Annotated in this window: 15 protein-coding genes; 8 read left to right on the forward strand and 7 right to left on the reverse strand. The window is 54.8% G+C overall.

Features of this window, described 5'->3' with window-relative positions; translation table 11 throughout:
- Window positions 1-13 precede the first annotated feature (13 nt).
- The 6 genes from Q31a_RS11040 (at window position 14) to Q31a_RS11065 (ending at window position 11,775) form a co-directional block, all read left to right on the forward strand.
- On the forward strand, window positions 14-559 hold the full coding sequence (locus Q31a_RS11040) for a hypothetical protein (protein ID WP_145077521.1): 546 nt from the start codon (window positions 14-16) through the stop codon (window positions 557-559).
- Between the two features lie 34 nt (window positions 560-593).
- Window positions 594-1,490, forward strand: a complete 897-nt coding sequence (locus tag Q31a_RS11045; protein WP_145077523.1) for a PPK2 family polyphosphate kinase — start codon at window positions 594-596, stop codon at window positions 1,488-1,490.
- A gap of 465 nt (window positions 1,491-1,955) precedes the next feature.
- Window positions 1,956-5,045, forward strand: a complete 3,090-nt coding sequence (locus Q31a_RS11050; protein WP_197356657.1) for a PVC-type heme-binding CxxCH protein — start codon at window positions 1,956-1,958, stop codon at window positions 5,043-5,045.
- A 136-nt stretch (window positions 5,046-5,181) separates the two neighbouring features.
- Complete coding sequence (gene polA / locus Q31a_RS11055; RefSeq protein WP_145077528.1) at window positions 5,182-7,983, forward strand: DNA polymerase I; 2,802 nt, start codon at window positions 5,182-5,184, stop codon at window positions 7,981-7,983.
- Complete coding sequence (locus Q31a_RS11060) at window positions 7,983-10,775, forward strand: hypothetical protein (RefSeq protein ID WP_145077530.1); 2,793 nt, start codon at window positions 7,983-7,985, stop codon at window positions 10,773-10,775. Before polA ends, Q31a_RS11060 begins: the two co-directional genes overlap by 1 nt.
- Window positions 10,776-10,848: 73 nt before the next feature.
- Window positions 10,849-11,775, forward strand: a complete 927-nt coding sequence (locus Q31a_RS11065; protein ID WP_145077532.1) for an ABC transporter ATP-binding protein — start codon at window positions 10,849-10,851, stop codon at window positions 11,773-11,775.
- Here the strand turns inward: Q31a_RS11065 and Q31a_RS11070 are convergent.
- Window positions 11,772-13,457 (reverse strand): tetratricopeptide repeat protein, encoded by a 1,686-nt coding sequence (locus Q31a_RS11070; RefSeq protein ID WP_145077534.1) that lies wholly within the window; start codon window positions 13,455-13,457, stop codon window positions 11,772-11,774. The genes Q31a_RS11065 and Q31a_RS11070 overlap by 4 nt on opposite strands.
- Window positions 13,458-13,786: 329 nt before the next feature.
- Here Q31a_RS11070 and msrA point away from each other — a divergent pair, with 329 nt between their 5' ends.
- On the forward strand, window positions 13,787-14,536 hold the full coding sequence (gene msrA / locus Q31a_RS11075) for a peptide-methionine (S)-S-oxide reductase MsrA (RefSeq protein ID WP_145077536.1): 750 nt from the start codon (window positions 13,787-13,789) through the stop codon (window positions 14,534-14,536).
- Window positions 14,537-14,591: 55 nt separating this feature from the next.
- On the opposite strand, the gene Q31a_RS11080 is transcribed toward msrA, so the two are convergent.
- From Q31a_RS11080 to Q31a_RS11100, 5 genes are all read right to left on the reverse strand, one after another.
- Complete coding sequence (locus Q31a_RS11080; protein ID WP_145077538.1) at window positions 14,592-14,786, reverse strand: hypothetical protein; 195 nt, start codon at window positions 14,784-14,786, stop codon at window positions 14,592-14,594.
- 452 nt (window positions 14,787-15,238) lie between these two features.
- Entirely contained in the window at window positions 15,239-16,501 is a 1,263-nt protein-coding gene (locus Q31a_RS11085; RefSeq protein WP_197356659.1) for a S1C family serine protease, read from the reverse strand.
- A gap of 389 nt (window positions 16,502-16,890) precedes the next feature.
- Window positions 16,891-17,274, reverse strand: a complete 384-nt coding sequence (locus Q31a_RS11090) for a TraR/DksA family transcriptional regulator (RefSeq protein ID WP_145077542.1) — start codon at window positions 17,272-17,274, stop codon at window positions 16,891-16,893.
- Between the two features lie 54 nt (window positions 17,275-17,328).
- A complete protein-coding gene (locus Q31a_RS11095; RefSeq protein WP_197356661.1) occupies window positions 17,329-18,585 on the reverse strand; it encodes a glycosyltransferase in 1,257 nt (418 codons plus the stop codon).
- A gap of 17 nt (window positions 18,586-18,602) precedes the next feature.
- Window positions 18,603-19,505, reverse strand: a complete 903-nt coding sequence (locus tag Q31a_RS11100) for a polysaccharide deacetylase family protein (protein WP_145077546.1) — start codon at window positions 19,503-19,505, stop codon at window positions 18,603-18,605.
- Window positions 19,506-19,856: 351 nt separating this feature from the next.
- Here Q31a_RS11100 and Q31a_RS11105 point away from each other — a divergent pair, with 351 nt between their 5' ends.
- Window positions 19,857-21,275, forward strand: a complete 1,419-nt coding sequence (locus Q31a_RS11105; RefSeq protein ID WP_145077548.1) for an O-antigen ligase family protein — start codon at window positions 19,857-19,859, stop codon at window positions 21,273-21,275.
- Between the two features lie 21 nt (window positions 21,276-21,296).
- On the opposite strand, the gene Q31a_RS11110 is transcribed toward Q31a_RS11105, so the two are convergent.
- A complete protein-coding gene (locus Q31a_RS11110; RefSeq protein WP_231691149.1) occupies window positions 21,297-22,097 on the reverse strand; it encodes an SDR family NAD(P)-dependent oxidoreductase in 801 nt (266 codons plus the stop codon).
- Window positions 22,098-22,252 lie beyond the last annotated feature (155 nt).

A 22,252-nucleotide genomic window follows, 5' to 3' on the forward strand; every position in this document is an offset into this window, starting at 1 on the left:
GGGATTTAAAAGCATGGCTGGTGAACTTGAGCGGTTTCTAGAGCAGGCAGCTCGGCGACTTGCGGAAAAAATCGAGCAGTCTCAGAACCCTGGCCGTCCAGCACCGCGTCCGAGGCCGCAGCCGACACGGCAACAGGAACGCCAGCGATTGGATCCCGACATCGTCGATGCTGAGATTGTCGAAGCCAAGGTGGTGTCGTCCAATCCCCGAGAGCTTGGGCCTGACCGGCTGAGCAAGCTGGACACGCGTAAGAAGGCAGACTCCGACGTCGATCAGGCTGACGAACGCATGTCGTCCCACTTGCATGACGTGTTCGACCAAGACGATGTGATGCATCTGCAGAAAGACGCTCATGCGCTGAAGCCTGAGTCCAATACGAGGAGCTCACGTTCTAGCGTTAAGCACGAGACGTCTCCTGGAGAGGTGCGGAGTACTCAAGGGAATAACAGTGTCCAGCGTCGGAATCGTTCGGTAAGCCCAATGATTGAGATTCTACGCCAGCCAGAAACTCTGCGAGCTGCATTCATCGCTGGTGAAATCTTCCGTCCTAAGTTCTAAATGGGCTGTCTCGCGTACGAGTTTGGGAGGCCTTATGGCAAAGAAGCATCGGTTTGACAGTGACAAGTTCGTCGTCGAATACGAGAAGAAGCTAAGCCTGTCTAGGCGGCCCACGCAAGCTGGACAGGAACTCGATAGCAAGACCGAAGGACGCGAGGCCCTGGCCGTTGACGTCACCGCGCTTAAGGCTGCCCAGGAATTGCTCTACGCCAGCAACTCGCATTCGTTGCTGATTATCCTGCAGGGCATGGATGCAGCCGGCAAGGATAGCACGATCGAACATGTCATGGGCGCGGTAAATCCCCAGGGCTGTCGGGTCTATTCCTTCAAGGCCCCCAGTGCAACCGAGTTGCAACACCATTTTCTAAGTCGGCCGGTGCGCTGCATGCCAGCTCGCGGAATGATTAGTATCTTCAACCGCTCCTATTACGAAGAAGTTGTGGTCGTCCGCGTCCATCCAAAGTTTCTTGAGCCCCAGCGTCTGCCTGGGCTGGATACCGAGAATCCCAAGTCGATCGAACGGCTTTGGAGACAGCGATACCAAGAGATTAACGCCTTCGAAAAGACGCTCGCCGATAATGGCACGTTGATCCTCAAATTCTTTCTGCACGTATCGCTCGAAGAGCAACGGGAGCGATTTCTTGAACGGTTGAACAACCCGGAAAAGTACTGGAAGTTCAACGCGGGAGATTTAGCGGAACGCAAATTGTGGCCGAAGTACCATCAAGCATTTGAAGATGCTCTTAAGGCCACCAGCACGAAATGGGCCCCCTGGTATGTTATTCCCGCCGATGACAAATGGTATTCTAGGGCAGCCATCGCAGACATCGTGGCTGCTAAGCTTGAGGGGCTTAAATTGAAATTTCCGAATGTCGATGAGGCCGAAGTCGCGAATTTCGCAGCGTATGCTCAACAGTTGCGGGAAGAATAGATCGCGGTCGAGGAGTGATTGGCGTCTCAGGACGCGTGGTTTGGGGCTTGCCGTTGATCATTGATCGGCGGCCGCCTGTTGAGGTGTCCCGGCAAGCGTTGACAGCCTAAAACTAGCCCCAGGCTCATTCAGAAACCGGTCGCGTTAGCTTGCGCCCACCACAGCCCACTGCTCTGCGATCTGTGGGAGCATGGGAGGTGCGGAGGCAAGGCAAAACTGCCTGCGATGGCTCGTTTGCAGTTGTGCACACAGCGGGTATCCATGGATTCCAACTCCCCCGGTGGAACTGCCCCGTCTGTGCACTTGTTCGCGTTCTCCTTCCTTGCCTAGCAAGGTCAGATTCAATCTTCCCCAATTACCGCTCAACGGCCATAGACACAGCAACTTCCGCCATTGAGAGCAACATCGACTTCCCATTAGCCGAGACTCAGGAACATGAATTCTTATTTTAGAGAGCCAGCCAGCATGGCAAGAAATTGCATTCGGACAGTGGTGGTGTACTTACTTGCCCTCGTTGGTTGGCTGGCCCCGGGGCAGTCCGTCGCTCAGGTACCGTTTCCAGAAATCTACAATAGCGAACCCTCGACGGAAGAGCCCATTTCGCCAGAGGCAGCACTCGCAGCACTGAGCTTGCCTGACGGTTTCACGGCCTCTCTATTTGCCGCCGAGCCCCAAGTGCAAAATCCGATCGCAACCTGTGTCGACGGCAGGGGGCGCGTGTGGGTTGCCGAGAATTACACCTATGCAGAACGCTCGCAACGTTTCGACTTGAACCTCAATGATCGCGTGGTTGTTCACGAAGATGTTGACGGAGACGGTGTCGCAGACTCACGCGTGGTGTTCACCGACTCCGTTCAAATGTTGACCGGGATTGTGGTCGGGCGAGGGGGCGTGTGGTTGATGTGTCCGCCTCAATTGCTGTTTGTTCCAGATGCAAATGACGATTTGCTGCCTGATGGCGTTCCACAGGTTGTCTTGGATGGTTTCCACGTGGCGCGGGAAAATTATCACAATTTCGCGAACGGCCTAAGCTGGGGACCAGATGGTTGGCTCTACGGCAGGTGTGGTGCCTCGTGTCCTGGAGAGTTGGGAATCCCGGGTTGCCTGGATGCCGATCGGATTCCCATTCGCGGCGGGATTTGGCGTTACCATCCGCAGCGGCATCTGGTTGAGGCGCTAACGCAGGGGACGACGAATCCATGGGGGCACGATTGGAATGCGCTCGGAGAGCTGTTTTTCATCAATACGGTGAATGGACATCTGTGGCACATGATTCCCGGAGCTCACTATGTCCGACCACACACTTTGGATGCCAATCCCTATAGCTATGAATTGATCGATATGCATGCGGATCATTGGCATTTCGACACTGGCAAGAGTTGGACACAGTCGCGGGATGGAGCGGCCAATGATTTTGGTGGAGGGCATGCGCATATTGGTATGTTGATCTATCAAGAGGAGACGTGGCCCCAGGAGTTTCAAGGAGACTTGTTCACGATCAACATGCATGGCAGGCGATGGAATCGCGAGCATTTGCAGCCACAAGGTTCAGGCTATGTGGGAGTCCACGCGGCGGATATGGTTTTTTCAGACGATCCATGGTTTCGTGGTATGGATATCAAATCGTTACCCGATGGCAACGTCTTGCTGATTGATTGGAGCGATACAGGAGAGTGCCACGATTCGACCGGTGTCCATCGCACTAGTGGTCGCATCTTCAAGATCTCGCATGAATCGCCGGAGGGTGCCCAGGCTCTGGGACCCCGGCTAGAGCCACTGCGTTCGAGTGACTTGCTGGAGCTTGCTCGTTTACAAGTCGAAGGCTCCACCTGGCAATCGAGGCGCGCACGCGAGCGGACGGCGTACCTCCAGACTCAAGCCAGCGATAGTCCTGCAGCTACGGAATATCTACGGCAGGTGCTTCGCGATTCAGGTTCCGCTTCTGTTGAGGCTCGCCTACGGGCGTTGTGGGGACTGCAGACTCTCGACGCGATGGATGGCAGCGAGTTGAGACAATTGCTCGGAGATGATGCTCCTGCAATCCGAGTATGGGCAATTCGCTTGCTCACCGATTTGTGGCCACTGGACACTAGCTTGGGGGAACGCCCAGCTCGCCAGGATGCTGAGATTGAGGAGAGTATGTTGGAAATGCTGTCCGATATGGCTCGTCGGGAAACAGCCGCGGAAGTGCGTTTGGCGTTGGCGAGTACTCTCCAGCGACTGCCTCTGGAGCGACGAGCCGCGTTGGCCAGCAACTTGGTTCGGCACGTCGCGGATGCAGGGGATCACAACCTGCCATTGATGGTGTGGTACGGTTTGATGCCGCTGGGGGACGAGCATTTGGGGGCGTTGCTTGAGGTCCTCCGAGCATGCGAGTGGCCCACTACCAGACGGTTGATCGCTCGACGGATTGCTGAGCAAGCGGAGACGGCACCTCAGGTCTTCGAGCAATTGATCGCGTTGGCGGCGGAGAAGGACAGTCATTTTCAGGCTGATATCGTGGCCGGAGTTGGCCAAGGAGTGGCTGGGCGTCGCCAAGTGACGGCACCCAAGTCGTGGCAACTGCTCAGCAAGCAGTTGCAAGGTGAGGCTGGTCCGGATCTTCGATCGCAGGTTCAGAATCTGAACATTCTGTTTGGGGATGGCCGGACCATCGGAGAGTTGAAGTCGATTGTTGCGGATAGAAAGGCGGACTTGGCTCTTCGAAAGACAGCGTTGCAAACGCTCGTCGATGCACGGGCGGAGGGCATTGTGGAACTGACCCTCGGTCTACTGAATGAGAGATTCTTAAACTCGGTTGCTGCTCAAGCGTTGGCGCGGGAGACCTCTGACGAAGTGGGGGACGCGTTGGTGAAAGCCTATGGTCGCTTTCATCCCTCGGAACGATCTGGGCTGATCTCAATTTTATCGTCACGGCCAGCTTGGAGTCATGCACTGCTCGAAGCGGTCGCTGATGGTGCAGTCGATCGCACGGAAATCTCTCCCTTCCAAGCTCGGCAGATCGCCGGACATGGTGACCCCGCACTGGATGCACAGTTGCTGCAAGTGTGGGGGCAGGTGCGGGTGAGTTCTGCCGAGAAACAGCAGTTGATAGCCCAGCTGAAGCAGCAGCTTACCAACAAGGTTTTAGCCGAAGGAGACAAGCAAGCTGGGCGGGCTTTGTTTGAAAAGTCATGCATTGCCTGCCATCAGTTGTTTGGGGCAGGGGGGCAGATTGGTCCCGATTTGACGGGAGCCCAGCGTAGCAACCTCGATTTTCTACTTGAGAATATCATTGATCCCAGCGCCGTGGTCACCACTGAATTTCGTGCAACCCTGCTGATGCTCGAAGATGGTCGCGTGCTGACGGGGTTGCTAACCAATCAGTCGGAAAACAGCTTGACGCTAGCCACCCAAGAGCAGGTCTTCACGATTCCCACGGAAGATGTGATCGAACGCAAAAAATCGAATGCATCGACGATGCCAGAAGGGCTGCTGTCGCAATTATCCCCTACGCAAATCCGCGATCTCTTTGCCTATTTGCAAAGCAAGATGCAAGTCCCGCTTCAGCCGTAGAATAGCTGGAACGCTCGCAGGAAATTCTGCCGGGTTGGGAGGTCCCTGACGCCCCAACTGTGTCAAGAGGATAGCGATTGGTGAAAAGGGACGGTAAGTTGTCAGGGCTGCACTTACCTCAAAGGACTCCAGGTTGATGTTTAATCGCGACGACGGAAAAAAATTGATACTGCTCGACGGTATGGCCTTGGCCTATCGCGCTCACTTTGCGTTGGTGCGAAGTCCACGTTTTACCTCCGGCGGACTCTGCACTTCGGCGGTATTTGGGATCCTAAATACGTTGATGGATATCATCAAACGTGAAGATCCGACGCACCTTGCCGCCGCATTCGATACCTCCGAGCCGACGGCACGGCATATCGCTTTCCCTGAATACAAGGCTCAACGCGATGCCATGCCCGAGGATATCGCTATCCAATTGCCCTACATCGATCGCTTGATGGATGCGTTCAACATCACCACCATCCGCATACCGGGTTACGAGGCGGATGACATCATCGGCACATTGGCCTACCAAGCATCCAGTTGTGATTTCGAGACGTTGATGGTCACTCCTGACAAGGATTACGACCAATTGGTGAGTGACTCGGTCAAGGTTTTGAAGCCTGGCCGCAAGGGAGGGGAGGTCGAGCTTCTGGGGGTGCCAGAGGTTCTGGAAAAGTGGGGGATTGAGCGAGTCGAGCAAGTGATCGATGTGCTGGGACTGATGGGCGACGCCAGCGACAACATTCCAGGAGTACCTGGGATTGGTCCGAAAACTGCTCAGAAACTCATTGCGCAATTTGGTTCCGTTGAAGAGTTGCTGGCGCGTGAGGCCGAACTCAAAGGCAAGCAAAGAGAGCGGATTCAACAAAATCACGAGCAAGCTCTACTCTCCAAGAAACTGGTAACGATTCGGCTCGATGTTCCGCACGATATCAAACTGGGCGCCCTTCAGTGGGAATCGTTTGACAAGAAGAAGCTGCAAGCACTGTTGCAAGAATTGGAGTTCGACACGATCGGTAAGCGATTGTTTGGTAAGTCGTTCTCCTCTGCGGCATCTCGCGCGACGGTGGTGCGGGAAAAGCGGGAGAAGGAGATACAGGCCACTCTGTTTGATGCCGAGTTTGATGCGGACGAGAACGCACAAACACTCGAGGATATCCAGCGCAGCTATCAGGTAGTGAGAACTCAAGCCGAACGTGAAAACTTGGTCAAACAGCTGTTGGCTACTCCGGAATTCTGTTTCGACCTGGAAACGACCAGCCTGGATCCTCGCACTGCTGAGCCACTGGGGATTGCCTTTTCCTGCAAGAAGCATGAGGCGTTTTATGTGGTCTGTCCGCAGGATCCCGACGAGCTGAAGCAGGTGTTCGACGACCTTCAGCCAGTCTTTTCCAACGAGTCGATTTGCAAGGTAGGGCACAATCTCAAGTATGATTTGTCGGTCTTGAGATGGCAGGGAGTGTCGGTGCAGGGACCGTTCTTGGATACCATGCTGGCACATTCCATGAAAGAGCCTGAGATGACTCACGGCCTCGACTACTTGGCCAAGCTCTATCTCAACTACCAACCGGTCTCCATCACCGAGCTAATTGGCCCCAAGGGAGAAGGGCAGTTGAGTCTGCGCGATGTACCGGTGGAACGGGTGGCTGAGTACGCTTGTGAAGACGCCGATGTGACGTTGCAAGTTGCCAACGTTTTAAAACCTGATATCGAAGAGCGTGGAGTCAGTCAGGTCTGCTATGAAGTGGAATGTCCGCTGCTGCCCGTCTTGGTAGACATGGAATATGAAGGAATTCGTTTGGATGTGAAATCCTTGCGAGAGTATTCCAAACGCTTGCAGGGAGAGATCGATGAGCTCCGAGATGCCATTTACGCAGGGGCAGGGCATGAATTCAACATCGATTCTCCCAAGCAGTTGGGCGTTGTGTTGTACGAAGAGTTGGAGTTGGATTTAAATCCGAAGAAGACCGCGACGGGGCAGTATTCTACCCGAGAGTCGGAACTAGAACGCATGCAGGGGCGGCATCCCATCGTGAGCGATATTCTGCAGTACCGCAATGCGGTCAAATTGAAGAGCGTGTATGTCGACCAATTGCCTGCAGCAGTACAACCCAAGACCGGCCACGTACATACCCATTACAGCCAGGCTTGGACGGCAACGGGACGCATCCAGTCGAAGGACCCCAATTTACAGACACTTCCCATTCGCAAGCAACGGGGACGCGAGATACGGGCGGCGTTCGTAGCTCGCAGCGACGAATTTCGCATTCTGTCGGCGGACTACTCTCAAATCGAATTGCGCGTGATGGCTGACTTGAGTGGCGATCCTGCCATGATCGAAGCCTTCCGTGGCGATCAAGACATTCATGCGATTACCGCTGCAAAGGTTTACAAGGTAGCGGAAAGCGAAGTCACTCGCGAAATGCGTGATAAGGCCAAGACCGTAAATTTTGGCATCATCTATGGAATCTCTGGATTCGGTTTGCAGCAGAGGCTGAATATACCTCGTGGTGAAGCCAATGAGCTGATCGCGAACTATTTCGAGAAATATCCAGGCGTCCAAGACTATATTGATCGTACGATTGCATTTGCGCGGGAGCACGGATTCGTGCAAACACAGACTGGACGCCGTCGCTACCTCCGGGATATCAACTCTCGCAATAAGTCGATGGTGAGTGCCGCGGAGCGTTTGGCAATGAACAGTCCCATTCAAGGGACAGCAGCGGATATACTGAAGCTGGCAATGATCCGCGTTGCCAAAGCACTGCGCCACGGGGGCTTTCAAACGAAAATGCTACTGACCGTCCACGATGAGATTGTTTTTGACTTGCACCAATCTGAAATCGATACGGTAGTGCCGGTAATTCGTGAATGCATGATGGGGGCATTGGAGATGTCGGTGCCACTCAAAGTCGAGACAGGCATCGGCAATAACTGGTTGGAGGCACATTAGTGCAACGCGATCTGCCATTCGTTCATGATGTATGCAGCCAGCCTGGAAATGGCTGCGCATTCTGGTGGCGCTGTCTGTCGCTCATCTGCTTGCTCTTTGCAACAGGTTGCAGTGGCTGTCGCCCCGAGAGTGAGAGGCTGACCCGCGAAGAGATTGAGAAACGCTCGCGCGAGAGTCAAGAAAAACGAGAGGCAATCGTCGCATCGGAACTGGTATCGCTGCCGGCAGACAGCGATTCAAGACTGTTGTTCGCTAAGCCTGGACATTGGTTCGAAACCCGTCAAGAATTCAAATCCAATCGAGAGGATTTGCAAATTTTAGCCGTGGGGAGTGTAGGGCGTGGCGATCGCGTGACTCCACTGCCCGGCACCAATATCCTCAACGAGTTCACGCGACGCACCAGCCTGCCGAAAGGGCAAACCAAATCGGTCGACCTCCAGTACTTTGTACCCTATTCCGCCATCGTGGAGCCGGAGGATTGGGCTCAGCCGGTTTCCAACCAGTTGACCTTCCGCACGGAGTTGCTCTCGTGGCCGCTGCTGACTCCGCTCACCGAACGCATTCCTAAGCCGGCAAATGAACTGAAGGCCCATGAGTTTCAGCTACTAGTCCTGTCTCCCGAAGCGTTAGCTTATGACTTCCTAGGTAGCCTCGATGCCGTCTTTTGGCGCAACGACGACTCGATGGCGGATGAGCGGATACGCAGCTATCATGTGCGGTTGGTAAAGCCTGTCAAAAATCAATACTCGCTGCCACGTAGCATGCTGACGATGACCTCCATCGCAGTCGTCGTTTGGGACGATGTCGCCGCTGAAGACGTGTCGCGTGAACAACAGCAAGCGCTGATTGATTGGGTGCATTGGGGCGGCCAGTTAGTGGTTAGTGGCCCGAGTAGTTGGACGCGTCTGCAGAATTCTTTTCTGTCTCCCTATTTACCTGCAGATAGCGCTGATTCCACGCTCTTGGAAACCGCCGATTTTGTTGAGCTTTCGGCGCACTGGGAGGTTGAGGATCGATCGCACCCCAAAATTCGTGAATCACTCGTTGTTCAGGGGGCGGCGATCGCGGGTCTCAATCTTAAACTGAACACAGATGGTGCGTGGCTGCCAGGTACTGGGCACCTCGTGGCGGAGAGGCAAGTGGGCCGTGGCCGAGTCGTGTTGACGGCATTTCCACTACGTGAGACTCGCATCAATCGCTGGAATTATTTTTCGAGCTTTCTCTCTAGCGGACTGCTGAGGAGGGCCTCGCGCGCATTCACCCAGTATGACGCCAATCAATCCTTGGCCCAGATGTGGGCAGGACCGTTCAAGGGCGCGGAGCGCGATCCTCGCATGCACTCCAATTTCAGAATTCTTTCACGCGACCTGCCGCTGTCAGCAAACACCGTCCAGGAATTGGGAGAAACCAGGCTAGGGGAGCTGGGAACGTCCCTTGTAGGAACAACGAGATCCGGATCGGCATTGAACACACCTGGCAGTACTCAGCCGGGAGATGCGGCAGCAGTTCAGGGACAGGGGAACTCCGGACGGACCGTCAAACCGTCATTTGCGGGTGACGCCTCAGCGGTTGCCGAAGAGCATTCAGCATCCCCGATGGTTGATGAAGCGATGCGCTGGGGGGGCGGCGGCGCAGCCTGGAATGATTTCTCCGGCTTGTCGCACTCTGCGTTGACGGCGCTGCGCTCGGCCGCAGGAATTGTGCTCCCGACACGCACGACAATTCTCTACCTCTTGGCCGGTTACTTATTCTGCTTAGTGCCGGTGAACTGGCTGCTGTTTCGTTTGATGGGACGCTTGGAATATGCTTGGCTGGCTGCCCCCATCTTAGCGCTGGTGGGCGTGGTGGTGGTTACCAGTGTCGCCCGGTTGGATATCGGGTTTGCCCGTCGCACTACCGAGATCTCGGTTTTGGAACTGCATGGCAGCTATCCTCGTGGGCACCTGACCCAATACGTGGCGTTGTATACTTCCCTGTCCACAAACTATGCGGTCGAATTGCCCGAGAATGGGAGCGTGGCTTTACCAAGTTCTGATGTTTCTCGAACAGACCGTCGTGCCGTGGACAAGATTCGAAATCTACGCACCAACTATGGACGCTCCGCTGGGGTGACACTCGAACCGTTAACGGTCTACTCCAATTCGACGGAAATGCTGCACGCAGAGCAAATGATTGAGTTTTCCGGAGGGATTCAGCTAGGAAAACTTGCGACCGGTGAGGAGGGCCTGAAGAACCGATCGGAACTGAACTTGAAAAGCACTCAGGTCTTGCGGTGTGCCGACGATGGCACGATTCATTCCGCTTGGGTAGGCGCGTTAGAGTCCGGAGGCTCGGCGGCACTGCGTTTTCAAAGGTTGTCGTCAAGCAATGGAGTGGAGGGATTTGCTTCGCAGTGGATGGCCAATCCTATTACCAGTGCTCAGCAAATTTCCGCTAGAGCGAAGACCGACTCCGAGGCCGATTCGGAATTGTGGATTGGGGGAGTGATGCTTGAGGTTCTCCGCAAAACGCCGCTGATGCCAGGGCAGATGCGATTGATTGGATACACTGACGACCACCCGGGGCAACTCAATATCATTCCGACCCAAGATCAACTTGATGTGCGGTGCGTCGTGGTTGCGCATCTGCTGCCACAGACGCTGGGGCCGATCACTCCCGATGCAAATATTCAGAGTCGACGCATTGCTGCTTTGGACAAGTTGTTGCAAGACGACCCACCGAATTCAGAGGAACCGCAGGAGGATGTATCGCCATCGGTCGGAGAACCTGGCGGAGAACCTCCCAAAATCTAGCTCCAACGCTCTTGCGCTTCCTGGCCCTCGATCCTTCGCTCCCGTTCCTAGAACTCCCCGCTTAAGCCGTTCCATGATTGAAATCTCAGAGTTTGGAAAAGACTATGGCGAATTTACAGCCGTGGGCTCCATATCGCTTAAGATCGAAGCGGGAGAGATGTTTGGGTTCATTGGCCCCAACGGAGCTGGAAAAAGCACGACCATTCGCTACTTGGCAACCCTACTGAAGGCGACGCGGGGGGATGCCACGGTCAACGGATACAGCGTCAACAAAGATCCGATGAATGTCCGCCGCAGTATCGGCTACATGCCCGACGACTTTGGTGTCTACGACGGAATGAAGGTTTGGGAGTTTCTCGATTTTTTTGCGGTGGCCTACAAGATCGGTCGCTCCCAACGCAAGCAAGTCATTATGGACGTGCTGGAACTGTTGGATCTAGGGCACAAACGGGACGATTTCGTCAACGGGTTGTCGCGAGGAATGAAGCAGAGGTTATGCCTAGCCAAGACGCTGGTGCATGATCCCCCCGTGTTGATTCTCGACGAGCCTACGAGCGGATTGGATCCACGCGCACGAATCGAGGTCAAGGCACTACTCAAAGAGCTGCGTCGGATGGGAAAGACGGTTTTGATCAGCAGCCACATTTTGTCGGAGCTGGCCGACTGTTGCTCTTCAATTGGAATTATTGAGCGTGGTGAATTGCTGATGAGTGGTCCGATCGACAATGTGTATCGTCAGATTCGCCGAAATCGGCAAGTGGACATTCGTTTCAATGGGCAGGTGGAAGCTGGGGTTTCCATTCTGCGTTCGTGCCCCGAGCTACGCGACATCGAAATCTTGGGAGATCGAGTACTCGTTGAACTTGAAGCGGACGATCAGCAATTAGCGGAAATCATGAATCGCCTAGTCCAAGGAGGAGTTTCAATGCGGAGCTTTAATGACAAAGAGCCGACATTGGAAGACGTGTTCATGATGGTGACCAAGGGGCTCGTTACCTAATTCTTGTCATCCGCCGGAATGGAGGGCGATTCCGTCGTCGACTCGGCTGCCGCAGCTTCTGCATTCGATGCGGGCTGTGGCGGCTCGGCTGCCGCAGCCGCATTGAGCTTGCGGACGACGTCTTCGTGACTCTTCGCCATCTGTGGATTGTTCTCGCGACGATAAAGCTCAGCGGCGCGACGGTGGTAGTCCACCACGGTCGGAGCAATCTCGATAGCGTTCTCAAACGCAGTGATTGCCTTTTGATTGCGTTCTAGGCGAGTAAGAATAATACCCATTGTGTCGTAGTATTCTGCCCGCGGGGTTTTCGCTGCAGCGGCGGAAATAACGCACCGCTGTGCGTAGTCCAGCGCCTCCTCCAGACGGTCTGCCGATGGGCTGGCTGCCAAGGAGTAAGCTAGGTTATTCAGAGACTGTGGTTGCGTAGGTAGGCGAATGACAACTTGTTCCAAGTGCGGGATGGCCTGCTCGTAATCTTCGCGTTTTAAGAAGGTTTCAGCTAGCCAGGCATGGGTGGCAACGGTGGCCTTGCCTTCAGCCAAGAAGGTTCGGAGCATGGCCACCATCTCATTGTTGACCTTCGAACCCCCGCTTCCCGCCAGCTGAGCGATCTCCTCTGGAACACGAGGGTTGGTGGGATCCAGGCGCATGGCGCGGTCCAGGTAACCGATTTGAGCTTGAGATTTTCCGTCGCTGGTTCCCACGACGCTCATGCGAAACTTGAGTCGATAGACCTCCGATTGGGCTCGTTGAATATCGGGTGTAACTTCGAATTCGAGGTTCTGGGGGAAGAGCAGACGTTCGGCTTCATCCAATCTCTTTTGCTCGGCTAAAAATTGGGCGAGAGTCAAGCGTGCAACCGCATCCTTAGGATCGTCTTGGAGCACTTGCCGCAAGTGCTCTTCGGCTGTCTTGCCAGCTTGTTCCGCCACGCGAGGATTTCCCAAGGCGGATGCCAAGCGGGCCAAATTGACATTCTGACTTGGATCGCGTTCGGCTGCAGTGGCCATAAAGCTGAGTGCTTCGTTGCCGCGTCCTAGATCGGCGAACAGCTTGGCTGCGATTAACAGAAGACGGACTGGCATCCGCTCCCATCGCGCACCCTGAGTGAGGTGATGGAGCAGGATTGGCAAATTCTGTTCTGGAGCTCTCTGAACTTTCGGAAAGAAAATCTCCGACAAAACGGCATGGGCTGGAGCATAGCCACCGGGGCCGCTATTGGGGGCAATCTTAACCAGCATTCTTTCTGCTTGGGCGACGGCACCTCGTTGAGCCATTGTCGCACCGATCACAAACTGGGCGCGATCGGTGGGTGAAAGCAGTTGAGCACGGCGGAAGAGTACGTCTGCGAACGGCGATACCTCAGCGCGTTTCTCGCTTTCCGCTGCTTCATCGGTGGTGGAGGGCTCCTCTACGGAGGATTCTGCTTCTGGCGTATTCGACGGCACTGCTGGCGCCCAGGCTTGTTCCCAGCCCGCGATCTCTTCGTCCCCCAGCTCCATGTACCATTGGGCTAGAGCGCGATGATCACCGCGAGATGCGATGAACACAAAACTGATACCGGCGATCAATAAGTACACTGGCCACATGACCAGTAACACCTTCTTCCATTCGCGGGTGATAATCCAATCGTAGACAAACCCTGCGATAGACACTGGCCAGCGAAACGGATCGAGTTGCATGGTAGGTTCCGAGCTGGATATGCACAATAAGCTGCTTAAAACAAGAAACGGCGGCCCATTGGGGGCAAGTGGGCCAGAGCCTATAATAATAGCTGAAAAGCGATTTGTGGCCACAACCGCTAGAAGTAGGCTGCAGTCCTCCTACTCCCCCTTTGGTTTCTGGTGATTGTTCCAATTCGATCGATTATGCTGATTGGGTATCGTGCTAAGGATGATAGTTCAGTAGCTTGGGAGAGAGTCCGCCATGGACGTTCTCATTCAGGGTGTCGGACCGTATTTAGCCGAGCCGTTCTACATTTACGACCTCCTGCTTCGATGGAGAAACTACGATGCATTGCTTGGTGAGTTCCCCCGGTCCAATCTTGGTCCGCTTGAGTATTTGCGCTGCGTTGATTTGCGGGCCGTTTGTGGCTTGCGAATCGCGAGCTCAGAAGTCGGATACCGCCGTTAGCGATAATGCAAACAACGACGATTCCAAGCCACAGCAGGTTTCCAAGCCCCTCGAGGATACTCCGGCTGGCAAGGAGACGGCTGCCCAATCACAGGCAATTGCCACATTTGGGGGTGGGTGTTTTTGGTGCGTTGAAGCCGTCTTCGAGAATATGCAAGGCGTGCAGAGTGTGGTTTCAGGTTACGCGGGCGGAGCTGGCGCCAATCCCTCCTACAAAGCGGTTTGCACGGGAAGGACAGGGCATGCCGAGGTCTGTCAGATTCACTATGACCCAGCGGTCGTAAGCTACCCCGAGCTCCTGGAGGTGTTCTGGAAGACACACGATCCCACCACGCTCAATCGCCAAGGAGCTGATATTGGTACGCAGTATCGCTCCATCATCATGTATCACGATGACGAGCAAAAGGAACTGGCCGAGAAGTACAAAGCCAAGCTCAACGATGCTGGAGCGTTCCGTAGCCCTGTTGTAACTGAGATTGCTAAGTTAACGCCATTCTATGAAGCGGAAGGCTATCATCAGGACTACTACCGCAATAATCCCAACGACGGATATTGCGCCGGAGTCGTTCGTCCCAAGGTGGAAAAGTTCAAGCAAGTGTTTGCAGACAAAGTTGCGGATCCCAAGTGAGCTTGAGACACGCGAATCCTTGGCCGATGCCACTGTGACTCTGCAAATGGTCTAGCTATTGATTTCCCGCTTGGATGTTCACCCAGGCGACGTAACTCAGCCAACCTAGCCATAGAAGATAGATGCTGGCGAGTGCAAGCAAGATCCAAACTGGTCGGCGCCCCTTGGGAATCTCATCGGGGCGCGGCTGTGGCGATGGGCTGGGCATGCAATGGAGACAATTCGAGAGAGGGGCGATGCTGGTATGCATTTGCGGTGTCCCAAATTGTACTGCAACTGATCCGAGTGGCAACAAGCACTGCTCGACTTGGCATGTCCCCATCCCGCTGCATGCCGATTGTTAACATCGCAACACGCGGCGTAAGCAAGGAAGAGGGATTGACGCGATGGGGCCGTGGATGGCACTACCTCAGCGTTAAAACCCGAAAACGCTCCCCAACGGCACGCCTCTACGCAGTAGTTTCCAGGCTCAAGATATCAACACGCCGGAGAGTCGGTTTGCAGCGTCCAGCAGTGGCTATGACCTGCGATTGCGATTTTTCAGGGAGGATAGGTGGCGTGACGCCGTTGTAAAACGGTTAAACGCCAGGGTGCGCTGGAGCAAAGCTGGGCTATCAGATCGGTAGACGCTTTGCCTAGGGAGAGTGCCCGGGGGGGAAAGGCACCCACGCTCCCTGAAAATTCTTGTGCTGGTACAGAGGGTTAGGATTCTGGACTGGAATCTAGCACGGCGGTGGCTTGGAGCTTTTGACCATTTCTGAAGATGACCAGCGAGACCGATTTTCCAACGGGCGTGAGTCCAACGGATTGGACCAGATGTCCGTCGTTGTAGATTTTCGATCCGTTAAACTCCAGGATCACATCGCCGACCCTCACTCCTCCTCGATCGGCCGGGGAGTTGGGAATAATCGATTTTACGAGAGCTCCCATGTTGGTCCCCAAGCCAAGACGGCGGGCGGTGATTGGGTCAAATGCATTTTCCAATTGGACACCGAGGTAAGCGCGTTGCAAGCGTCCACTCGAGACCAGTTGTTCGGCAACGACCATCGCCATATTGATGGGAATGGTAAAGCCAATCCCCTCGTTTCCACCTGAATTGCTGGCGATTGCGGTGTTGATGCCAACAATTTGACCGTAGTAATTGAGAAGTGGGCCACCACTATTGCCTGGATTAATCGCAGCATCCGTCTGGAAGAAATTCTGGATTTCAATTTCTTTGGACCCGAGTTCCAAATTGCGCCGCCCTTTGGCGCTGAGAATCCCGGAGGTGACTGAGTGGCTGAGGCCGAATGGGCTACCGATGGCGAGGACAAAGTCGCCTACTTCCATTGCGTCACTGTCGCCAAGTTCGGCGGTGACTAGGTCGCGTTCTGCGATTTGAATAATGGCTACGTCAGTAGACGGATCGGTCCAAACTTGAGTCGGTTGAAGGCGTCGACCACTGTTCAGCTCGAGGCGGATCGAATGGATATCTGCTGGATGGATGACGTGACGGTTGGTGAGCACATGGGGAGTGCCTGCAACGTTGACCAGCACACCAGCTCCCGCCTCTTCGATACGACTACTGGCAAAGCCCTTGCCTGTCTCGGCTGTTTTCGTGGCTTCGATGTGGACGATGGTCGGGCTGGCGAAGTGAACGATTCGCCGCACGAGTGTTAGTTGACGCGAGAGAGCATCGGCCTCGGCACGCAACTCTTTAAACTCATGAGCTCGGCTGTTGCTTTCCGGAAGGACCGGTTGATTATAGTCTCGCGACACACTCGACAGCGGTGCCTCTCGCGAGACTGGGCGTTGCCGTCGGCTGGAGTCTGCATAATCGCCGTTGGCGTATTCGCTCGCAGCGGATGGTGGGTCCAGCGATGGTCTTAGGACTATCTGTGCATGCGCCGTAGCTACGTTGAGCTTGGCAGCCAACAGCCCTAGGGCAATACATATCAGGCGTCTCGTCAGGCAAAGCTTGCGCACCACTAACATCCTCGGCTGGCAGTTAACCCAATATGCTCAAAGCAAATGAGCTGCTGGGGAGTCCACAGAATCCACCAACATCCAATGTCGGAAGATACACGAATTCACTCGTAAGGTGTGGAATCGGCTGTCCCGCCGAGACTCGTCTAAACTAAACGGCTAGCAAGTCAATGATTGCTAGCGAAGCGGCCTACATGTACCCAAAAGTCACGGTATTCGGAACCGAACAGTTGTGCATGTGGTTCCGATCAGTAGGGTCGTACCTCCTTATCCGATGCAATCGGCATTGGTTGCACCGGCTGATCACGGCTTACCGCCAACCCTCGTCCATTCACTGCCGCATAAAATGGCTAGTGGCACCGCAGGATATTGGCGTGCTGCGTTGCATCCTACGCACTTGACGTCAGTTCGGTCCAGTCTGCAAAGCCGGAATTTTCCAGTTTTACTTGGCAGGCAATGCAGAGCGTGGCAAAGGGCAGAATCTCCAGTCTCGCCAAAGGGATCTTCTTATCACATCCTTCGCAATTGCCAAATTTTCCGCTATTCATACGACTGAGCGCATTGTCAATTGCGTCCAACTCGTGCGATTCAAGTTCTGCCCGCTGGCTGGACACTTCTTCATCGGAAGAGTCCAACGCAACATCCGCCAGCTCTCCCGATGCGTTTTTGAGTTGTCGCAAAGCGTGGAGATCCCCGCGGAGTGCGCTGCGGATTAACTCGCGACGTTGGAATAGCACTGCTCTGAGTTTTGCGATGGCGGTCTGTCGGGACATCTCGCGATTCCTTGTCAAAGGTGAGCCTCTGAGGAAGTTTCATGACACACGCTACTAATGGAACAGGGCGACGTCTGGCTGGCTTGGCAAGACCTCGTGAAGTCCAAGGTTGGGAGAAGCCGCCGAGTTGGCAGGTGGTCGCTTCCAGGGAGCGGACTGATGAATGGCGGCTTTTGCGTTGTAGAGCTGCTCCCACAGCGTTTCGTAGCCCTGGACCATGCGTTCTAGACTGCTCGACTCTGCTACCAACTGTCGTCCGGACCGTCCCATCTGCTCGGAAAGCTCCGAATCGGAAAGGAGGGTAAGAATTGCGGCTGCCGTGCTGGAGGATTCCATTGGAGATGTCAGCAACCCCGTCTTGCCGTTGATGACTGTTTCCGATATCGATCCCACGTTGGGTGCCACGACCGGAACTTCGCAAGCCAGTGCCTCTAGGATGGAAACGGGATTGGCTTCGTTCTTGCTTGTTAAACAGAAGACGTCGAGTGCCGCTAGGCAACGCTCGGTATCGTGGCGGTTCCCGAGTAGATGAAAATGGGATTTTTGGCTCGTGGCTTCAATTGCTTTTTCAATCGAAGCACGTTCTGGACCTTCACCGATGATCACAAAGTGCGTGTTGGCGCGATTGCGGATTACCTGAGTGGCTGCTTCGACGAATTGTAGGTGGTTTTTTTCCGAGCGCAGCGCGGCCACGATCCCCACAAGCCTAGCGTCGGAAGCAACGCCCAGCTCCGTTCGGAGCCAGTCGCGTTGGGGGGCATCTGGGTGGAAACGTGACGTGTCGATTCCATTGGGAATGGTAAAGACATGTTCTTTGGGGAACCGTTCAAAATCAACCAAAAATTTTGCGTGAGAGGCGGCGCATGCAATGAAGCCATCGGTCACTGACGTAAGCCACCGATTCATGCGGCCCACGCCGTCGGGCCAGCCGGTGGAATGTAGTGCGCTGCACACGACTGGGACCTTAGCGAAATAGGCTGCTAGGCGCCCCCAAAACATCTTGTCTCCCGCGCCCACGGTAACGACCACGTCGGTCTTCGACTCGCGAAAGAGCTTGACCAATCTAGGTAGAACACGTAAGTCCCACTTGGAATTCAGTAGATGGGAATGCACTGGAACGAGCTGTGATACGTCGATTCCCAGTTGGCCAGGTTCCTTGAGGCAGACAACTTCGGCTTGGAATGCCTGCCGATCCAACCGACTGATGAGGTTCAAGAGAAGCGTTTCCGCACCGCCAACCGGCAAGCTTGTGAGTACAAATTTTACGCGTAGTGGAGCTGTGCGAGCCGGGAGAATTTTCTTAGTTGGCACTTGATTCAACTTTCGTATCACACCGCCGATGGGAGAGATGAACATGCGTAGGTGGGGAGTGGGGGAAGCCGAGGGATGGAGTTTGCCGTACTGAAAGGTAGTTCTCGCTTGTCTTCCAGCTTGCGAGGATCAAGCGTCAACCAGTTTCTCAGGCTGACGAGTCCAGGATCGGCGTGAATTCGCTTCAAATGCGTGCCCTCACTGCCAGGCCAATTCCACGCTCCGTAGGCGGTGCAAAATCCTCGGAATCCTAGCTCTTGAATAAGATCGACGGCTAGCTGGGAGGTGTTGGGGGGGAGGCCAAACGGAAACGCAAAATAGTCGCACTCAATCCCCAGCCAATCACGTAAATCTCGGCGGCTACCCTCGATTTCAGCTCGTACCGCGGCTTTGTCTTGCGTCGAGCCAAGGTCCAGGTGCGTTCGCGTATGGGCACCAATTTGAATACCTGCGTCGACGTACTGCCGCAATTGTTCGATGGTATTGGGCGGCAGCGGACAGCCTGCGGCAATGTCGTGTGGGAAGGCTGTCCCCTTGCGAACGAAGTCTGTTGCGACAAAGTAGGTCGCCGTCAGCCCTCGCCGCACCAGTTCTGGAATGGCAAAATCGGTGTTCTCGGAGTATCCGTCATCAAATGAGATTGCGACTGTCGGTCGTGTATTGGTGGGTGACTGAATGCGATTCTGTGCCTCCTGCAGGGAGACAACATCAAAGTTGTCCTGCAGCCAGTCGAGCTGCAGTGCGAAGTCTTTGCAATTCATCGTCCAGTCGTTAGGAGCTGCATCTGCAATGCGATGGTAGAACAGGATGGCAACGGGAACGCGGCCGCTGCTCTGAAGCCGATCAAACAACCGCGTTCTCTGGCGCGACGTGACCTTCTGATAGAGCCAGAGAGCTGGTTCTTTGATACGCGTGCTCATTCTCAGTCCGGTCAGTTGGTCTTAGTCAAATTGCAGAATTCGCAGGAAACACTTGCAGCGGAAATGGTATCCGTGGGCCGCGTGGCTCCTGCTTTAAGGGTGCTTTACAGAACAGTTCAAAGACGGCCCGACCCAGCGTATCTAGACACAGTCTGGTCGAGCCTGCACCCATCCTATGGATTGTAGGGATTGCAAGAGCTGGCTATCGGTAGGACGGTTAGGCAATACTGTTCAACCCAACGCACGCGCTAAGTGGCAAGCTACGTTTCAGTGCGTTTCCTCGCCTTAAACCGGATGGGATTCACGCAGAAGCCTTAGTCCGATATCTGAAATCCTTCTTGAGCATGCTCCATGCCATTTCTTGTACTGACCCTTTGTCTAGCTCTCGGCGTGTGGTCGGTAATCGCCTTGGTGCGAGGTTCGGTTTTCTTATCCACGGCGCTCTTTCTGGTTTCAACCAGTTGTCTTCCGGCGGAGTTTTTCGCCGTGGACGCAGCGAGCCTAACATGGACGCTCGATCGCTTTTGGTTTCTCTTGCTGGCTGCGCAGGTCGCCATTCAATGGTATCGCGGCGAACTGGTCCTGAATCGCCTCGAGAATGTTGATGTGACTATTGGATTGTTCGCACTCTGGTTGGTTGCGCGAACGATGACGCAACCCTTGGGGGCGGTTCTGCCCGGTCAGCCCCCCACGCTCATGCACCTAATCAATGGCTATTTGATTCCCTTCGCACTCTACGCCGCCCTGCGAACCGCTAGGCTAGACGTTGCGAAATTGAAGCCTGCGTTGTATTTGCTCATCGCAATGGGATGCTATCTGTCGTTAACTGCGTTTTTAGAATCCGCAAAACTCTGGAGTTTCGTGTTTCCCCATTTCATCAGTGATCCCGCGCTGGGAATTCACTTTGGAAGAGCGCGTGGCCCAATGCTGCAATCGGTCCGGTTGGGGATATGCATTATTGCTTGTTGGCTACCGGCAATCCTGTTTACGATTTGGCTGAATCCCGGTTCTCGCGAGCGCATGATGCTGGCGGCTTTCGTAACGCCCTTGATGTGGGGTGCTGCTTTCCTAACGTTGACCCGCAGCATCTGGATGGGGCTGGGGCTCGTCATCTGTATCTTGGTCTATTTTTGCCTCAAAGGGTTGCCTCAGCGTATTGCGATTGTCAGCATCCTGTTTGGAGCACTTGGTGTCTTGGTGCTCAAGGGCCCAGAATTGGTCGCCTTCAAGCGAGAATACTCCGCGGCTGAAACTAGAGAGAGTACCTACATGCGGGCTGCTTTCGCTTATGTTTCCTTAGAAATGATCAAGGACCGCCCCGTCTCCGGGTTTGGCTTCAACCAATTCCAAGTCTACAACCGCCCCTACCTGTCGGATCGATCCACCGATATTCGCCTCGAATCAATCCGAGGCTATGTGCATCACAACAGCTTCTTGAGCTTGATGGTCGATTTGGGAATTGTCGGTTTCGCCCTATTCACCTTCGTGGGAATGGCTGCCTGCCAACAGGCGATGGCTCTGTGGCGCAATGAGGAAGCACCGCAGTGGGCAAGAGGATTGGCGATTATTCTGCTGTGCATGGGCGGAGTGCATTTGATTCAAATGGCATTCCATGAGGTCTCTTTCTCATCCATTGAAAATGGATTTCTTTTCTCAGCGGTGGGACTGGTGGTAGCGGCCAATCAACAATTCCGCTCGTCGGCTGCTAGGTCGACATGCCAGCAGTCGGATGCTATGGACCTGGCCATGAATTCGAATCAAAACCATTAGCGCCCCGCAAGCGACGTGCAGCTACTTCCATTGAGCGCGAAGATGGGAGGGCAAATCTGGTTGCTGCCAAACACTCATTCCACCATCGACCATGAGGGTCTGACCGTGGACGTGTTCGGCTTCGTCGCTCAAGAGGAACAATGCCGCTGAACCGCACGCGGTCGCCGATGGAACCTGTCCATTGGGTGTATGCAATTGCATCCATGCCAGGTCGGCAGAGCCCGGCTGAAGCGAGGGAGCGGTTAGCGGGGATATGACTAATCCTGGGGCCATGGAATTGACGCGAATACGGTGCGGTGCCAACGCTACGCACAAGCTGCGGACCAGGGTTCGCACCGCACCTTTACTGGAGTCATACGCCGTATGGTTAGGTTCCGCGAGTTCACCATTGATCGAGCCTGTAAACAGAACGCGTCCTGCGACGCCCTGGGCGATCCAGCGGCGAGCAAAGGCTTGGGTTAGAAAGTAGCCCGCTGCCACGTTTAGGCGAAATGTACGATCGAAGGTTGCGTAGTCCATTTCCAAAAATGGCTTGTCGCAGAATGTGCCCGCGTTGTTGACCAGGATGGGGACATCGGCAGGGTCGCAGTGCTCAAGAATGCGATCCACGCAGTCGGGGACTGGCGCGGTCAGATCGGAGAACAGGCAGCGAACCTCGACACCATGGCGTTGGCAATCCTGCTGGGTCTGCCGACTGTGATCGTCGGCCTGCAGTCCATGGAGCAACAGATTGCAACCGGCTTGGGCCAAAGCGTCGGCGATCGCCGCCCCGACGCCTTGAGTTCCACCGGTGATTAAAGCGGTTCTACCGTCGAGTCGCATGAGTTCAGCAAAATTGAAAAAGCGGATGATGGAACAGGCACCGAGACAGTGGGGGCACCTGAGGGACATTAGAGATCAAATGGGAAAACCCTTGCCAGTGCATGCACTGCCAAGGGTTCCTGGACGTTTCCTAGTGCGGTTGGATGGCAACCCCG

It is taken from the genome of Aureliella helgolandensis, assembly GCF_007752135.1.
GTDB lineage: Bacteria > Planctomycetota > Planctomycetia > Pirellulales > Pirellulaceae > Aureliella > Aureliella helgolandensis.

What these genes read in the sequence shown, in the direction of transcription:
- Q31a_RS11040 (WP_145077521.1), top strand. Translation starts at nt 14, where the DNA reads ATGGCTGGTGAACTTGAGCGGTTTCTAGAGCAGGCAGCTCGGCGACTT.
- Q31a_RS11045 (WP_145077523.1), top strand. Translation starts at nt 594, where the DNA reads ATGGCAAAGAAGCATCGGTTTGACAGTGACAAGTTCGTCGTCGAATAC.
- Q31a_RS11050 (WP_197356657.1), top strand. Translation starts at nt 1,956, where the DNA reads ATGGCAAGAAATTGCATTCGGACAGTGGTGGTGTACTTACTTGCCCTC.
- polA (WP_145077528.1), top strand. Translation starts at nt 5,182, where the DNA reads ATGTTTAATCGCGACGACGGAAAAAAATTGATACTGCTCGACGGTATG.
- Q31a_RS11065 (WP_145077532.1), top strand. Translation starts at nt 10,849, where the DNA reads ATGATTGAAATCTCAGAGTTTGGAAAAGACTATGGCGAATTTACAGCC.
- Q31a_RS11070 (WP_145077534.1), bottom strand. Translation starts at nt 13,457, where the DNA reads ATGCAACTCGATCCGTTTCGCTGGCCAGTGTCTATCGCAGGGTTTGTC.
- msrA (WP_145077536.1), top strand. Translation starts at nt 13,787, where the DNA reads ATGCATTGCTTGGTGAGTTCCCCCGGTCCAATCTTGGTCCGCTTGAGT.
- Q31a_RS11080 (WP_145077538.1), bottom strand. Translation starts at nt 14,786, where the DNA reads ATGCATACCAGCATCGCCCCTCTCTCGAATTGTCTCCATTGCATGCCC.
- Q31a_RS11090 (WP_145077542.1), bottom strand. Translation starts at nt 17,274, where the DNA reads ATGTCCCGACAGACCGCCATCGCAAAACTCAGAGCAGTGCTATTCCAA.
- Q31a_RS11100 (WP_145077546.1), bottom strand. Translation starts at nt 19,505, where the DNA reads ATGAGCACGCGTATCAAAGAACCAGCTCTCTGGCTCTATCAGAAGGTC.
- Q31a_RS11105 (WP_145077548.1), top strand. Translation starts at nt 19,857, where the DNA reads ATGCCATTTCTTGTACTGACCCTTTGTCTAGCTCTCGGCGTGTGGTCG.
- Q31a_RS11110 (WP_231691149.1), bottom strand. Translation starts at nt 22,097, where the DNA reads ATGCGACTCGACGGTAGAACCGCTTTAATCACCGGTGGAACTCAAGGC.